A 15,388-nucleotide genomic window follows, 5' to 3' on the forward strand; every position below is an offset into this window, starting at 1 on the left:
GGCTGGGTTTCATTGGGCCACCTCGGCAGTATCGTAGACGACCTTTTGCCCGGCCCGGAGCTTGCTGACCCCGGCCGTTACCACTGCATCGCCTTCGCTCAATCCGGACTCGACCAGTGCTTGCGTGGCGGTATAGCGGGTGACGACCACAGGTTTGCGAACCAGCAGGTGATCGGAGGGCTGAACCACGAAGACTGCCGGCTTGCCGTCCTCGCTCGTCAGGGCCGAGGCGGGGAGAATGAACAGGGTTTTGCCGGGCAACAGCAGACGGCCTGTCACGGTGGCTCCCAAAGCCATGGCCGGCGGGGTTTGCGGCAGCGCAATGCGCACCCGATAGGTGCGGGTGGCGGCATCTGCGGTTGGGCTGGAATCACGGATCGAGCCAATGACCTTGATCTTGGGGTCCGACACCAGCGCGACTTCGACTTTCACGTCCGAGACCACTGAGGTGTAGAGGCGCTCAGAGATATTGAAGACCGCGTCACGCTCCTGCGTCGAGGCGAGCTTGAACGCCAGCTGACCGGCATCGACCACCTGGCCGTTATTGACCATCACCGCGCTGACGATAGCGGCATCGGGCGCACGCAACTCGGTGTAGCTCAATTTGTTGCGTGCCGTGAGCAGCCCGGTTTTCGCGACATTGAGCCTTGCGTTGGCCGCCCGCCAGTTGGCCGCGGCCTCATCCACCCGGGCCCGTGCAACGAACTGTTTGTCGAAGAGCATGCGCTGGCGATCAAGCCCCGAGCGGGCAAATTCTTCTGCCGCTTCCGCGCTGCGCACTTCGGCCTCGGCCACCCGTACCTCATTCTGCACATCATTGGGATCGAGCGCGGCTAGCACCTGCCCCTTGGAAACGACCGTCCCGACGTCAACGCTACGGGTCGCAATCCGTCCCGCTATGCGAAAAGCCAGATCAGTCTCGATGTGCGCGCGGATCTCGCCGGTCTGGGCAACTTCTTCGCCTATCACCCCAGGCTTGGCGATCACCGCACGGACGGGACGCGGGGCCTCTTCCGTGCGTTTTTCTTCCTGGCAACCCGTAAGGAGCAGGCCCAGGCCGCACACCAAGCCACACACCCGTAATGCCGTAAGCACGCTCATTTATTTTTTCCCCGATCTAGTAAGACACGCAAGTCAAGGTGTTCACCCTCAAGTAAACCCAGCCACTCTTTGAAACAAACCAATGAAGGTCGGCTCGGGTCCCCGTCAGCTCACTGCAAGGCTAGTGGAAAAAACAGCACTGAAATTGGCCTTGCGGCTCCTGCAGGAGCGTTGCACCCGAGTACCGGGGCTACTCGCTGGACAGCGCTTCCCAGACCTGATGGGACGGCATATTCAGCTCCAAGCAGATCTGGGTCAGCAGCAACGCGACGAAACAGGCCAGGCCAATGCCCAGGCTCAGATCGGCGATGTCGATCAGCTTGACGATGGAAACCAGGATCCCGAACAGGTAGACCTCGAGCATCCCCCACTCGCGCAGGTGGTGATAAACGCGGTATAGCGACATGCCGCTGCGGCGAGCCAACTTGAACCGCAGGCTCAACAGCACCAGCAACTGGCACAGCAGCTTGAGCAGGGGAATTGCCATGCTGCTCAGCAGCACCACCACGGCGACCCCTTGCATACCGCTTTCGAACAGCCCGAGCACACCGCTCCAGACCGTTTCGCTGCGAGTTTGCCCGAGCAGGGTCAAATGCATGATCGGCAGGAAATTGGCGGGGATGTAAAGGAGCAGGGCAGTCAGGACCAGGGCCAAAGAGCGGCTCTGCCAGTGATGGCGATGAACAGCCAGCTCGTAGCCGCAGCGTGGGCAGCAACTCTTTTCACCGGGCTCGAGCGGTTCCCGACGCATCAGCAGGTCGCACTCGTGGCAGGCGACCAGCGCTTCCAGGGGCAGCTTTGGCAAGTTGCCAGTGTGGGTCAGGGGCATTGGACCGGTGGGTCTCCGGAAGGGTGAGTATCGAGTGTTGAATTATTCAAATGAGTCACTATTGACTCAATAGGTGCATAAAAGTACCATGCGCGGCGTTTTCAATCAAGCCGTGGGTGAGTCATGGGCAATGTACGTGCAATAGAAATGGCTGGGCCACCCGCCCTGGACAAGTGTTCGATGCACGTCGGGATCGGCCCGGCGGGCAGCTCTGAAGGAGGGTAGCGGTGCGCGCCATCGATGCCGGGATCCAGGTCTGCGGTGAATGCCATCAACTCAATCCAATCGACGACCGGCAGCCTGGGTACTGCAGTCGCTGCCAGGCACTGCTGCATGTGCGCCGGCCTGACAGCATCAAGCGCACCTGGGCCTTGCTGATCACCGCAATGCTTCTCTACATCCCGGCCAACCTGCTGCCGATCATGACGGTCAGCGTGTTCGGCAAAGGGGCTCCGGCCACCATCATGAGCGGGGTGGTCAGCCTGCTACAGCTGGGGATGATCCCTATTGCCCTGGTGGTGTTCGTGGCCAGCATCGTGGTGCCCACCTTCAAGCTGGTGGGGATCGCTCTACTGCTCTATTCCGTGCAGCGACACCAGCCGATGTCGGCCCGCCAGCGGATCATCATGTACCGCTTCATCGAGTGGGTAGGGCGCTGGTCGATGCTCGACATCTTCGTCATCGCCATCCTGGTGGCGCTGGTGAACTTCGGCAACCTGGCGCGCATCGAGGCCAACCACGGCGCCGCCGCCTTTGCCAGCGTGGTGGTACTGACCATGCTGGCCGCAGTGACTTTCGATCCCCGGCTGATATGGGACAACACCAATTTGGACAATGAAAATGAGTGACCTGGCTGTGCCGAAAAAACACCCGACCTCCAGATGGTCGGCGATCTGGATCCTGCCGCTGCTGGCCCTGGTCATAGGCGCCTGGCTGACCTGGCGCGCCTACGACGAGGCCGGTCCGATCATCCAGGTGCGCTTCGAGAGCGGCGACGGTATCCAGGCCAAGAAAACCGAGGTGCTGTACAAGGGCATCTCGGTGGGCAAGGTGGTGGAGCTGAATGTCAGTGACGACATCAAGGGCGTGATTGCCTCCATCGAGATGACCAAGGAAACCCAGAAGTACCTGAATGAAGATACCCATTTCTGGCTGGTCAAGCCGCGTGTGTCCCTGGCGGGTGTCACCGGCCTGGAGACCCTGGTATCCGGGGTTTACATCGCGGTGGACCCGGCCAAGGGGGACAAAGGCGACCAGGGGCTTCGCTCCTTCGCGGCCTTGAAGGAGCCGCCGCCGATGTCGGAGAAGGTTCCAGGCCTGCACATCACCCTCAAGGCCGAGCGCCTGGGCTCGCTGGAGCAGGGCAGCCCAGTGTTCTACAAGCAGATCCTGGTGGGCCAGGTGAAGGGCTTCCAGCTTGGCGAAGACCAGCGCACCATCGAGATCAAGCTGCATATCGAGCCGGCCTATGCCGACCTGGTGCGCAAGCACACGCGTTTCTGGAACGCCAGTGGAATCTCGATCTCCGGCGGCCTGTCCGGGTTCAAGGTGCGCAGCGAGTCGCTGCTGACCCTGGCTGCCGGCGGTATTTCCTTCGCCACCCCGGACAACCATCGCGACAGCCCGCCCACCGACACCAGCAAGCCCTTCCGCCTGTACGAGGACTATGACGCGGCCCAGGTCGGGCTGCGGGTGGCGCTGAAAATGAAGGACCTGAGCGACATTCAGCCGGGGCAGACGCAAGTCATGTACAACGGCGTGCAAGTCGGCCTGGTGAAGAACGTCGAGATGAACCAGGACTTCAGCGGCGCTACCGCGGAGCTGGCGATGGACCCACGGGTCGAGGCCCTGCTGCGGGAGGGCACCGAGTTCTGGACCGTGAAGCCAAATATCTCCCTGGCCGGGATCACCGGCCTGGACGCCCTGGTCAAGGGCAACTACATCGCCGTGCGTTTCGCCAAGAGCGGCGCGCCGCGGCGCGAGTTCAGCGTGCGCGCCAAGGCACCGCCCATGGACATGAATGTGCCTGGCCTGCACTTGGTATTGAGCAGTGACCGGCGCGGCTCGGTGGAGGTCGGCGCGCCGGTCCTGTATCGACAGATCCGCGTTGGCAGCGTGCAGAGCTACCAACTCTCGGCGAACAACCAGCAGGTGATGATCGGGGTGCATATCGAGCCCGAGTTCACCCGCCTGGTGAACGGCTCCACACGTTTCTGGAACGCCAGCGGCGTGACCCTGAGCGGCGACTTCACCGGGCTGAAGGTCAAGAGCGAGTCGTTGCAGACCCTGCTCAACGGCGGGATCTCCTTCGACACCCTGGACCCGAAAGCACCAGCCTCTGGCAGGGATCGGCAGTTCGCCCTCTACGACAGCGAAGAGGCCGCCATGGCTCGGGGAGTGGAGATCCAGCTAAGCGTCGAGGATGCCGAAGGCCTGCGCGAAGGCACGCCCATTCGGTTCAAGGGGCTGGTGATCGGCAAGGTCGAGAGCGTCGACTTGAAGGGCGACCTGTCCGGCGTGCAGCTCAAGGCGCGACTGCTGGCCAACGGCGAACAGTTCGCCCGCAGCGGCACGCGCTTCTGGGTGGTACGCCCGGCGCTCGGCCTGCTGCGCACGGAAAACCTCGGCACCCTGGTCAGCGGTCCCTATATCGAGGCGATGGCCAGCAGTCGCCCGGGCGAGCGCCAGACGCGCTTCCAGGCCCTGGCCGAAGCACCCAACCTGCTGGGGCTCGGCGCTGGCCTGCGGCTGACCCTGAGCGCCCCGGACAAGGGCTCGCTCAAGCTCGGCAGCCCGGTGAGCTACCGCAAGATGGTGGTGGGCAAGGTCATCGACATGAGCCTGGGGCAGCAGGCGGACCGAGTACTGATCAGCGTTCTTATCGAGCCGCGTTATGCACCCCTGGTGCGCACCGGCAGTCGCTTCTGGAACGCCAGCGGCGTGGGCATCGAGGCGGGTCTGTTCAAGGGGGTTTCGCTGCGCACCGAGTCCCTGGAAGCCATGGTGGCGGGCGGCATATCCTTCGCCACGCCAGACAACGGGCAGATGGGCGATGCGGCCAAGCCGGGTCAGACCTTCGCCCTGTTCGGAGCCGTCGACGAGCACTGGCTCGAGTGGGCGCCGAAGATTTCCCTCACGGAAGCCGCGCAGTGATTGCGCGATTTATTTTAGTTAATGCAAGAGGAGTCAACTGATGTCCAGGCGTCTATTTTGTGTCGCTGTGCTCGCTGCCGGCTGCGCCTTTGCCGCGCAGGCCCAGGAAGTACAAACCCAGGAAGCGCAAGCCCAGGAACCCCTGCCTTCGGTGGAGCAGGTGATGAGCGATCACAAGGAGAAGATCAACAACCAGATCGAGACCATTAACTACAAGCGCAAGCGTGTGGTAGAGGCCAATATGGGGCTCGACAGCGGGCAGGCCGAAACCTTCTGGCCGATCTACGGCCGTTACCGTAATGAACTGGATAGCTTGAACAGGAACTCGTTCGAGCTGCTGCTTGAGTATGCGCGGGCGTACGGCTCCGGAGCGGTGAGCAATCAAGATGCGGCCAAGATGATCAAGGTTTACAAGGCTCTGCAGGTGAAGCGGCAAATGCTCTTGAGTCGCTATATCGATGAAGTCTCCGAAAAAATGTCGTCAGTCACCGCCATGCGCTTTTTGCAAATAGAAGAGCAACTGGATGCCGTGGAAATGCTGGAGACCGGGCAGCGCATTCCCCTGGTTGGTACTACCTCGAATCGTCTGTAAGCCCAGAGCGCCGCAAGCCAATGGCTCAGCCTGATTGCGGCCTAGCTCTTTCTCGGCGCACGCCTGCTTAACGTCGCACCTTGATGCTCGCCTGCGGTTTGCCATGATTGCAGGCGCAGCTGACCCGTGGCGATCGGCCAAAGACTACAGATAGCCAGTCACTTTTCCCGGCGCCGCCGGGCTCGAGCCCAGCACTTCAGTGTTCGGGGTATCGTGCGAGGCCTGCATGTCCTGTGCAAATCACACCAAAATAATAAAAATCTTGTGCACTTTGCACCTTGCCCCCCGGAATGCAGCAGACTTAATATGATCAAGCGATCAAATCATTTGATCAAGTCTCTAAAACACAACAATAGGAGGCGACATGTCTTCTCACGCAGTTCTTCCGGCTGAGCCGTTAGATGTACTAATCATGGGCGCTGGTGTGTCTGGAATTGGCGCAGCCGCATATTTGCGACGTCACCAGCCTGGCAAGGTCTTTGCGATTCTTGAGTCCCGTGAACGAGCGGGAGGAACGTGGGACTTGTTTCGCTATCCTGGTATTCGCTCTGATTCGGACCTGTATACCTTTGGGTTCGATTTCAAACCCTGGACCAAGGCCAAGTCCCTGGCGGACGCCAAAGACATCCTCGAGTACCTGGGTGAGACGGTCGACGAGTACGGGTTGCAGCCATACATCCAGTACAAGCAAAAAGTGCTTTCGGCAAACTGGCAGAGCGACAAGGGACTGTGGGCCGTTGAGGTCGAGGACGGCAACCTCGGAGAAATTCGCACGGTCCAGTGCCGCTGGTTATTCAGTGCCGGTGGCTACTACAGGTATGACCAGGGGTTCAGCCCACGCTTCGAGGGCTCGGAGCAATTCAAGGGGCAGATCATTCACCCGCAGCACTGGCCGGAAGACCTGGACTACGCCGGCAAGCATGTGGTGGTGATCGGCAGTGGCGCCACGGCAGTGACCTTGATCCCGGCCATGGCGGATAAGGTGGCCAGCATTACCATGCTGCAGCGCACGCCGTCTTACATCGTCAGTCAGCCCGCCAATGACTCCATTGCCGCCTTCCTGCGTAAAGTGCTGCCCGAGCAGACCGCTTATTCATTGACGCGCTACAAGAATGCCAAGATCACCTTGGCTTTCTGGGCGTTCTGTCAACGCTTCCCCAAACTTGCCCGCAAACTGATTATTTGGCTGACCCGCAAGGAGTTGCCGAAAAATTACCCTGTGGACGTTCATTTCAACCCGCCATACAACCCCTGGGACCAGCGACTGTGCTCGGTTCCTGAAGGCGATCTGTTCAAGGTCATCAGTTCGGGTAAAGCCTCTGTGGTGACCGACCATGTGCAGCAATTCACCGAGTCGGGGGTTTTGCTCAAGTCCGGAAAAGAGCTCAAGGCCGATATCATAGTCACGGCCACCGGGCTGAATGTTCAGCTCTTCGGCGGCATTGCCCTGCACAAGGATGGTGAGCCGGTGACCCTGAGCCAGACGCTGGCCTATAAAGGCATGATGTTGTCCGGCGTGCCGAATTTCGCTTTTGCGGTGGGTTATACGAACTCCTCCTGGACCTTGAAGGTATGCCTGCAGTGCGATCACTTCTGTCGCCTGCTGGGCTACATGGACGAGCAGGGCCATGCTGTGTGCGAGCCGCAGGCACCGGAAGGGATCGAGACTCGCCCCCTCCTGGACTTCGGTGCGGGATATGTGCAGCGCGCCCTGGACGGCATGCCGCGGCAAGGCCCCAGTGAGCCCTGGGTCATGTCGATGGATTACTTCCGCGATGTGAAACTGTTACGCCGTGGGACGGTGGCTGAGGACTGCCTCAAGTTCACGTCGGCACCCGCTGTTCGCCTGAAGAACAACGTTGAGCTGCAGCCAGTGAGTAGTGGCCGATGAGCAAAGACCAGTTCTGCATGGTGCCGGGCAAGGGAAGTCTCTGCTATCGCAGTTATGGATCTGAAACCGACCCCGCAGTGATCCTGGTGGTGGGCCTGGGATTGCAACTGACCTACTGGCCGCCATCGATCATTGCCGGTTTGGTCGCCAAGGGCTTGCGGGTCATCACCCTGGATAATCGTGATTCGGGCAGGTCATTTTTCACCGATGTAACACCGCCAACGGTTATCCAGCAGTTTTTCCGCAAACCGACCCCGGGCTACGACATAGGCGACATGGCGGATGACGTCATCGACCTGATGGACGCGCTGCAGCTAGAGGCGGCGCACCTTGTGGGGATGTCGATGGGCGGCATGATTGCCCAGACACTCGCTGCGCGTTACCCCCAGCGGGTCAGGACCTTGACCTCGATATTTTCCAATACCGGAGCGGCCCGGGTCGGGCAACCGGCGCTCAAGGCGATCTTGCAGGTCCTGCGTCGTCCGCCCAGGAACCAGAATGAAAGTGTCCGCGACTATGTCGATATCATGAGCGTTATTGGCTCCAGCCTCGAGTGGAACGAGGAAGGCTTGCGTTGTTATGCGGCAGAGGCCTGGGAGAGAGGAGGCTGCGAGTTAAACCACCTGGGTACATCCCGGCAAGTGGGGGCCATTATCAACTCGGGTGACCGCACCAAGGAACTTCAGCAAATCAGATGCAGCACGCTGGTGATTCATGGGGACAAAGACCTCATGGTTGCCACCAGCGGAGGATTTGCCACTGCAGCCGCTATTTCTGGGGCAAAGTTGGTTCTACTGCCGGGCATGGGGCACGACTTTCCGAGTTCGCTATCAGGCACACTGCTTTCGCTCTTGGCAGGGCACATGTTGTAGAGCGTATTGCCTCACAGAGGCTGTTATTGGGGAATTGAGAGAGGTATTGGCACTGGCCTCATACATCGAGGCGGCAAGCTGCAACGGCTTTCGATGCGTGATCTTTGCACTGCCGATATAAGGATTCCGACTGCATGGTAGGCCATCGGCCTGCTCTTTTACCGCCCTACGGGGCGGTTTTTTTTATTCGCGGCAAGGGGCCGAGGGAGAAGTACTTTTGGCAGTGAGAGAAGGGCGATATCAAACCCTGAAGGGAGCGTTACGTAGCAGGCGGGGCTGTCTTTTGACACCCTGTTGCTTTTGCCACTGCGACGGGGTTACTCCAAACCATCGATTGAATGCACGGTTGAATCCACTGGGGGTCGAATAACCAAGCAACCCGGACATTTGCGCCATGCTGATTGACGAATCCAGCAGGTATTGGCCGGCCAACTCCTGGCGTGTCTCATCGAGTAGCCGCTGGAAAGACGTGCCTTTGTGTTCAAGCCAATGCTGCAAGGTGCGTGGATGAATGGCCAGGCAGTTGGAAATCTTCTCGGTAGTGGCTCGCCCGCAGGGTAGTAGGTAGCGCAGCAATTGTTGGATGTAGCTGGATAACTCTTCTTCCGATAATCGCTCGACTTTGTTTATGTGCTTGGCAATCAAGCCATGCAGTGCCTCATTTTTGGCGCCCAATGCCAGGGCAAGATCAGATGAATCGAACTCTAGCGCGGTACTGGGCTCGTTGAACCTGGGCTGCTGACCCAGGGCTTGCAGATAGCTTGATTCATCAAGCAGTGGTGCATGCCGAAAGCGGATCGCTTTGGCTTGCCAATGGCTGCCTGCGAGAGTCCGCATTAGCTGCACTCCAACTCCGCACGCTGACTCCTCGACCTGTTGCAACCCAGGGGTATTCAACTCTTTTAGCCTGTAGCTGAGGATGGCGCGTTCACCTTCGATATCCAGCTCAATGACCGCATCGTTGAAATACAGCGAGTAACTTGCTTGCAACTCGGTCAGGGCATCTCCCAGCGTTTTGCTGTTGCGGATCAGATAGAACAGATCTCCGAAAACATCGACACCTTGATAAAGCCCGAGCTGCAGGCCAAATAGGGCATTGCCGGACTGCGCCGCGCAAAGCTCCAGCAACCTGCAGAATCTACGATAGGGGAGGAGCGCTTCCGGCTTTTGCAAACAATCCAGCGGCAATGAGGCACGACGCAACATTTCCGCCGAGTTCAGGCCCTGGCGTTTGGCAAACGCATGAAAGCCGTGAAGGGCGACGGCACGCACCAGAGGAGTGAACAAAACGCTGGAGCACCTTGGCAGTTTGATTGTCGGACTATTGGGTTGGATCAGAAGGCGGCGCAGATACTGTTGAGTTTTGTTGATCGATGCGTTTTTTCCATTTTTGCGGGCTCATGCCGTTCCAGCGGGTAAACGCGCGGGAGAATGCGCTGAGATCGGCATAGCCTAACAACTCTGAAAGTTGCGTCATGTTCATGGAGGAATCGCGCATGTAGCGAGCGGCCATGGATTGCCGTGTTTCGTCAAGAAGCCTTTGAAAGCTGGTACTTTCGGAGTGCAAGTAACGCTGCAGGCTTCGAGGGCTGATCTTAACCTTCTCCGCAATCTGATCGATAGTGACGTGGCCATTGGGAAGCTGTCTATGCAGCAGCTTCTTTATATAGGAAGGAAACTCTTGCAACCTAAGCTGAGCGAGCTCGCTGATATGGTCTTTTGCCAGTTCGTTGAATTTCTCATCTATTGTATTCGGGACCGCGTTCAGCAGTGATTCGGCAAAGACCCAGGCATTGGCCGGACTGTTGAAGTGAGGCGTTACACCCAGAAGCTGTCTGTAGACGCTGAGCTCTCCCAGTGCGGGGTGTCGCATCTGCAAGCCGAGAGGTTTCCAAGGGTATCCAAGTAAAGACTGGATGAGCCTGGCGCAGACAGCCATGGTCCACTCCACTGCCTGCCTGGTAGAAATCGCGTCTCCATCAATCAACTCGTAGATGAGTTGTGCACCAGTAGCCTTGCGCTGGAGATAGAGGTCCGCCCCGGTACTGTGAAAATGGAAGTACCGAGTCAGCTCTTCCAGTATCTGACCCAAGGTGCTGGTGCTTTTGATGACGTAGAGCATGCTGCCCAGGGCTTTCGGGCCTTGGTGAAGGCCAAGTTGCAGTCCGAACATCGGATTGTGCGATCGCCTTGCGCATAATTCCAGCAGGTCAACAAACTGCCTGCCGGAGATCACTCCGTCCGCGGCATCTTTGGGAAGTCCTACTTCAGCCAGAACGGTATGCGGTTCGAGGCCCTGGCTAATTGTAAACTCATCAAACCCTGCCAGGGCCGTGCCACGAATGAGGGAAGCCATTTCGATGTTTAGCCTGATTAGCACTGCTTTAGAGGCATTGTATTCCGATGGATAGCCCCTTTTGCCTGGATACCTTTCTCCATGTAGTCGTAGCGTTGATTGGGCAGGACTAGCGTTGATCACTGGCCTGTTTCGATGCGCGAATTGGCTATTTTGTGGCGCGATTTATCAAGCTTTATCGGGCCTCGCAGACCAGACTCAAGTTCACCAATAATAAAAACGCGATTTCTGGAGGTGTGCTATGCGTCGTCTTGGATTTGCTTGTCTGGCCGTTGTCCTGACCCTGAGCACTCTCTATGTATTGAAACCGGTATTTACCAGATTACCGCCCGACCCTCATATCAAGTATCCGACCGTTAGCATGACCGACGTCTTCCGGCATTTCTGACACGAATCGCCTTGCCGCTCAGGCACACAGATGATTCTGAGGAGTGCCAGGCAATAAGGGGCGAATGGAGGTCATTCAGGGCCGGGTCGGCTAGGGCGTGCTCGACAAAATCCGCTAGCCGCCTTGTGAAAATATCCAGATATGCGGATTGCCGCGCCATGCGGGAGCACGGCGCATCCGAATAGCGTCTCAGTAGCTAGCCACTAGCAGCTTCACTACCTTGCAGGCTGTTTCAGTTTCAACCTCCAGGCGTTCATGGTCGCCGTGAGCAGACCATGCAAGCAGCAGGCCATCGACGAGATTGAGGAACAGGCGACTGATGGTGGTTAACGCGGCCTGATCCAACGCATCGCCGGTCATCTTCCGAATGGCCTGCTGGGTTGCTTCAATGGAAACGGCATAAATCTTCGTCGCCATTTCCGGGTTGTTGCGCATGTTCCAGAAGAAGAGTTCGAACTGCGTAGTGGCCAGCTCGGGGTGCGCGGAAAACCACTTGACCAGTTGGCGCAACATTTCCCCAACCGACTCCGCTGTCGTGGAGCCTTTCGGGACTTGCTTCAGCAATTGCTGAGGCATGTCGATCAGGGACTCGTAGGCCGCATAGAACAACTCGTCCTTGGTGTGGAAAACATAGTGCAGCGAGGCCAGCGGAGAATTCGCTGCTGCCGCGATACGCCGCGTGGTGGCGTCGGCTATGCCGTACTCCGCGATCACCTTGATGGTGGCTTCAATAAAATCCTGTCTGCGCTCTTCCGCGCCTATTCGAGCCATTGAGCGTTCTCCCTTTTCGGTGTTGCCGCCAACCTTTGGTCCAGCGTTGACGGTGACGAATCCTATCGCAAGGTCACTCTCCAATCCATGAGGTCAGTCGATGCGATCCCATTCCTTTTGGAATGGCCACATCAGGTGTGTAGTTGAGGCAAGGGACAAGGTACCGAATCGACCTCGCCAAGGTCATCCCGCAGGCCCGCAAGCGGCAAGTAGAGCGCTGGAATTTGACAGGCGGTTGATGGCCGTGGGAAAGGTACAAAAAAGCCAGATCAACTGACTTGATCATATGTCCATATTCGGTAATTATGAGCTGTCGACGCCGGCAATGCTGGGCTGCAGTTGCGCAAGCACCAGAGTGCGCGCTGTGTCGATCAAGCCGGATTGCCCGGGCTCACTGGATATAACAATGACAAAGCCAGAGAGGTAGAAAGCAGATGGATACACGAAAACTCTCGACGATGAGCAGCGCTGCATCGGTCGATCACGGCGGTGGCGCCAATACCTCCTCTCCTTGTAGCGACCTGGCGATGGCCTACGGCCGAGCCTTGCTGCGCCTCGAAGAAAATCACTTCCATTGCGTTCCCGTTAGCCGCCATGAAGCAACCCGTGGTGGTAACAACGATCCATATTCTGGAGTCATGTGAATGAATGCCTTGAATGACTCGGCCCGCAGTGGCGCCGAACCGTTGAAATTTCGCAGTCTGGGTGGATGGGTGGAGTTGCCGAGCGATTTGCAGCCAGCACTCGAAGGGCAGGTGCAAGCCGATGTAATAGTGGTCGGTGCCGGCTTTGCTGGCTTATCGACAGCGTTGGAACTGAGGGCGCTCGGAGCTGATGTCATCGTGCTGGAGCAGGAGTTCGCCGGTTTCGGCGCCAGTGGTCGCAATGCGGGCTACCTGTTAGGCAGCATGGGGGTCGAGTACGAATTCTTTGCCAATCGGGTTGGGGTGAAGCAAGCAACGCAGTTCATCAGATTCTATGACGAGGCCGTGCCTTACGTGGAAGGCCGATTAAAGACCCTGGGGATCGACTGTGACTACAACCCTTCGGGCGTGCTCCGGGCCGGTGTTCATTCGAGTCAGGAAAAGCGTTTGAGGCAAAACATGGCACTGGGTCAGAAGCTGGGGGCCATGACCCGCTTCGTGGACGGCGACGAGATGCGTGCGCGGGGAATTCCGTCTGCCTTTCTGTTCGCTGCCGAACAGTGCGGCGGCACCTTGAATCCTGGCAAATACGTCAGTGGTTTGCGGCGCGCGGCCATCGAGGCCGGCGTCAGGCTTTACGAGCGCACGCCATTGCTCTCCTTCAGTGAAGGGGCGGTCATCACCTGCAAAACTGCGCATGGCAGTGCAACTGCTCCAGTCATGGTATTGGCGACCAATGCCTATACCCCCCAGTTGGGGGTGTTGCGCAACAAGATCGGGGCAATTCGCGTATCGGCACTCGAAACGCAACCGCTATCGACAGAGCAACTGGCTACCTTGGGGTGGCAAGGGCGGGAAGGGATCATCACGCCGCACTACACCATGGAGAGCCACCGCCTGACGGCGCACGGCACCATGGTGTTGACCGTCAAGAAGCTGGGTTATGCCTACGGTTCGAAAACCCCCAATATCCCTGACCAGGGTGCCTACAAGGCATTGGCCCAGGTACTGCGCGAGCGCTATCCGGCATTGCAGGGCCTTGGCATCCAGCACTGTTGGAGTGGCTACGTCAGTGGTGCCTATGACTTCCTGCCAGTAATAGGTGCAATGGGCGCGAAACAGAATATTTTCTACACGGTCGGCTGCACGGGTCACGGCTTGGGCACTCAATCGTTCGCTGGCTCACTTTTGGCCGCGCAAATCAACGGCGACAAGCCGGAACTGCTGGCGGCGCTGCAACACAAGACGCCCTCCATACTGCCTGAGCCACTGCAATGGTGCGTTATGCAGTCTGGGTTTGCGGCGGCCAAGTTGATGGATACCTGGACTGATAAAAAAGTGCGTAAAGACAAGGCTAGGAAAGGTTGATTGCAATTGATGCAACTGTCTTGTGTCAGTGGGCGTAGAACGTAGAACAACGGCGCGATTCAACTGAGAGAGGTTATTATTGTGCAGCCGATAGAAGTACTTGCCTTGGTTTCATGTGTGTTGCTGATGATATGTGGCCTGTCCTATGGAGTGGCATTCGTTAGGCGTAAAAATTATTTGATTGGAGTGGAGTTTTTGATTGTCGGGATATCTGCGACAAACTTCACAATATTTGTCGCGACGGGCTGGCAGGGTAATTACAATGTCGCCATGTTTCTCGATGCTTTTTCCCGAGGGGTGGGGATTCCCATTATTGCAACACTTGGTTTAATGGCAGTGACGCATAATTACAAGCCATCTCCGGCGAGTGATGTCACGTTGTTCTTAGCCGGGTTCGCGGCTACTGCTATTTACTTTCTATCGAGTGGGCTCAAAGAATACCTCCCCTATTTTTATGTGCTGATGTGGTCAGCTTACACCCTTTACCTGGCATATTTTGTATGGCGACTGGCTCGCGCCAGAGAACCTGTGCATGCGCTGGCGACCCTATTGGGTGGGGTGGCGGGACTCACAATAGCATTGCGATATGACTTCTTTCCGATTCCGGGTGACGACACCAAATTGGTATTTATGACCTTCGCCTTCTTGACCTGGTCTTACTCGATTGTCCAGTCGTTCTATGCCTACGGTGCACTTCAGCGCTCCAGGAAAAGTCCCAGTCAAATCGCGACTCAGTTCCGTTAAGTCGAGTAGGCAGTAGGCACGGCTCTGCTGTGTGCGGCTGTTTATCTGAAGTTACTCCATGGTGGGCCAAAAGCCTGCTTCTTTATCGCCTCTCGGGGCGATTTTTTTTGGTAATTCATCCGCTTTATGAGGGTTTAAAAAATAACTAGATAGCACTGGACACAATCAATGCCAGTGTAGTTCGAAGAGTACTCAAGGCTATGCGTGCACTATGGGCAAGCATCAATTGGTAACACGTGTTCCTTTATTTCCCATGGAACTACCGATATTCGCTGCGCATGAGTTCGGTGCAATGGATAACTAGCTGATTTATCTAAGTTAATCCAGCTGCATCGATTTATGGCATACGGTTTGCTTTTGGTCATTTGACACGATCAATTGACCATGTCGGTTGATCGGGGGTGACAACGCTGATTTTTGTCCGGAAGGCCGGGCAGCCAATTCAAGCCCTTTTTTGAGGAGCCTCCAATGAGAGAAGTCACTACACGGCTGAGGGGGGAGATTTCCACTCGCCATATTTTCAGGCAAGTGCTGGTTACCCTTGCAGCACTGACTGCGGTCTGCTCGGTACAGGCTGCGACCCAGGGAGCCGAGGCTCTGGGCTCCAAGCTGACGCCGCTGGGGGGGGAGGTCGCTGCCAACTCAAGCGGGGAAATTCCTGCCTGGACAGCACCGGGGC

The 15,388-nt window shown here is 57.6% G+C and carries 13 protein-coding genes and 1 pseudogene; 9 read left to right on the forward strand and 5 right to left on the reverse strand.

The window, feature by feature from the left end:
• Nucleotides 1-9: 9 nt before the first annotated feature.
• The gene (locus AC3WK8_RS31635; protein WP_103327126.1) at nt 10-1,101 is read right to left on the reverse strand and encodes an efflux RND transporter periplasmic adaptor subunit; all 1,092 of its coding nucleotides are present in this window, start codon (nt 1,099-1,101) and stop codon (nt 10-12) included.
• 190 nt (nt 1,102-1,291) lie between these two features.
• The gene (locus tag AC3WK8_RS31640) at nt 1,292-1,930 is read right to left on the reverse strand and encodes a paraquat-inducible protein A (protein ID WP_085600265.1); all 639 of its coding nucleotides are present in this window, start codon (nt 1,928-1,930) and stop codon (nt 1,292-1,294) included.
• Between the two features lie 227 nt (nt 1,931-2,157).
• Here AC3WK8_RS31640 and AC3WK8_RS31645 point away from each other — a divergent pair, with 227 nt between their 5' ends.
• The 5 genes from AC3WK8_RS31645 (at nt 2,158) to AC3WK8_RS31665 (ending at nt 8,438) form a co-directional block, all read left to right on the forward strand.
• Entirely contained in the window at nt 2,158-2,778 is a 621-nt protein-coding gene (locus tag AC3WK8_RS31645; protein WP_085600262.1) for a paraquat-inducible protein A, read from the forward strand.
• On the forward strand, nt 2,771-5,083 hold the full coding sequence (locus tag AC3WK8_RS31650) for a PqiB family protein (protein WP_103327128.1): 2,313 nt from the start codon (nt 2,771-2,773) through the stop codon (nt 5,081-5,083). Before AC3WK8_RS31645 ends, AC3WK8_RS31650 begins: the two co-directional genes overlap by 8 nt.
• Before the next feature lie 40 nt (nt 5,084-5,123).
• On the forward strand, nt 5,124-5,675 hold the full coding sequence (locus tag AC3WK8_RS31655; RefSeq protein ID WP_085600258.1) for a transcriptional regulator: 552 nt from the start codon (nt 5,124-5,126) through the stop codon (nt 5,673-5,675).
• 364 nt (nt 5,676-6,039) lie between these two features.
• Complete coding sequence (locus AC3WK8_RS31660; protein ID WP_085600256.1) at nt 6,040-7,566, forward strand: flavin-containing monooxygenase; 1,527 nt, start codon at nt 6,040-6,042, stop codon at nt 7,564-7,566.
• A complete protein-coding gene (locus AC3WK8_RS31665; protein WP_085600254.1) occupies nt 7,563-8,438 on the forward strand; it encodes an alpha/beta fold hydrolase in 876 nt (291 codons plus the stop codon). The genes AC3WK8_RS31660 and AC3WK8_RS31665 overlap by 4 nt, the downstream gene beginning before the upstream one ends.
• A gap of 240 nt (nt 8,439-8,678) precedes the next feature.
• Here AC3WK8_RS31665 and AC3WK8_RS31670 read toward each other — a convergent pair whose 3' ends face one another.
• The 3 genes from AC3WK8_RS31670 to AC3WK8_RS31680 form a co-directional block, all read right to left on the reverse strand.
• Nucleotides 8,679-9,725, reverse strand: coding sequence for an AraC family transcriptional regulator (locus AC3WK8_RS31670; RefSeq protein WP_256578809.1), 1,047 nt, complete (start codon nt 9,723-9,725; stop codon nt 8,679-8,681).
• 34 nt (nt 9,726-9,759) lie between these two features.
• The gene (locus AC3WK8_RS31675) at nt 9,760-10,794 is read right to left on the reverse strand and encodes an AraC family transcriptional regulator (protein ID WP_085600252.1); all 1,035 of its coding nucleotides are present in this window, start codon (nt 10,792-10,794) and stop codon (nt 9,760-9,762) included.
• Between the two features lie 577 nt (nt 10,795-11,371).
• Nucleotides 11,372-11,953, reverse strand: coding sequence for a TetR/AcrR family transcriptional regulator (locus AC3WK8_RS31680; protein WP_085600276.1), 582 nt, complete (start codon nt 11,951-11,953; stop codon nt 11,372-11,374).
• A 434-nt stretch (nt 11,954-12,387) separates the two neighbouring features.
• Between AC3WK8_RS31680 and AC3WK8_RS31685 the strand changes: the two genes are divergently transcribed.
• The 4 genes and pseudogenes from AC3WK8_RS31685 to AC3WK8_RS31700 form a co-directional block, all read left to right on the forward strand.
• Nucleotides 12,388-12,597 carry a hypothetical protein gene (locus AC3WK8_RS31685; protein ID WP_143494840.1) on the forward strand — a complete coding sequence of 70 codons (210 nt, stop codon included), beginning with the start codon at nt 12,388-12,390 and terminating at the stop codon, nt 12,595-12,597.
• Complete coding sequence (locus AC3WK8_RS31690; RefSeq protein WP_085600250.1) at nt 12,598-13,965, forward strand: NAD(P)/FAD-dependent oxidoreductase; 1,368 nt, start codon at nt 12,598-12,600, stop codon at nt 13,963-13,965.
• A gap of 81 nt (nt 13,966-14,046) precedes the next feature.
• The gene (locus AC3WK8_RS31695; RefSeq protein WP_256578808.1) at nt 14,047-14,709 is read left to right on the forward strand and encodes a hypothetical protein; all 663 of its coding nucleotides are present in this window, start codon (nt 14,047-14,049) and stop codon (nt 14,707-14,709) included.
• Nucleotides 14,710-15,177: 468 nt separating this feature from the next.
• Nucleotides 15,178-15,388: pseudogene (locus AC3WK8_RS31700) on the forward strand (DUF1329 domain-containing protein); the annotation flags it as partial.

This window comes from Pseudomonas sp. FW507-12TSA (assembly GCF_058781435.1).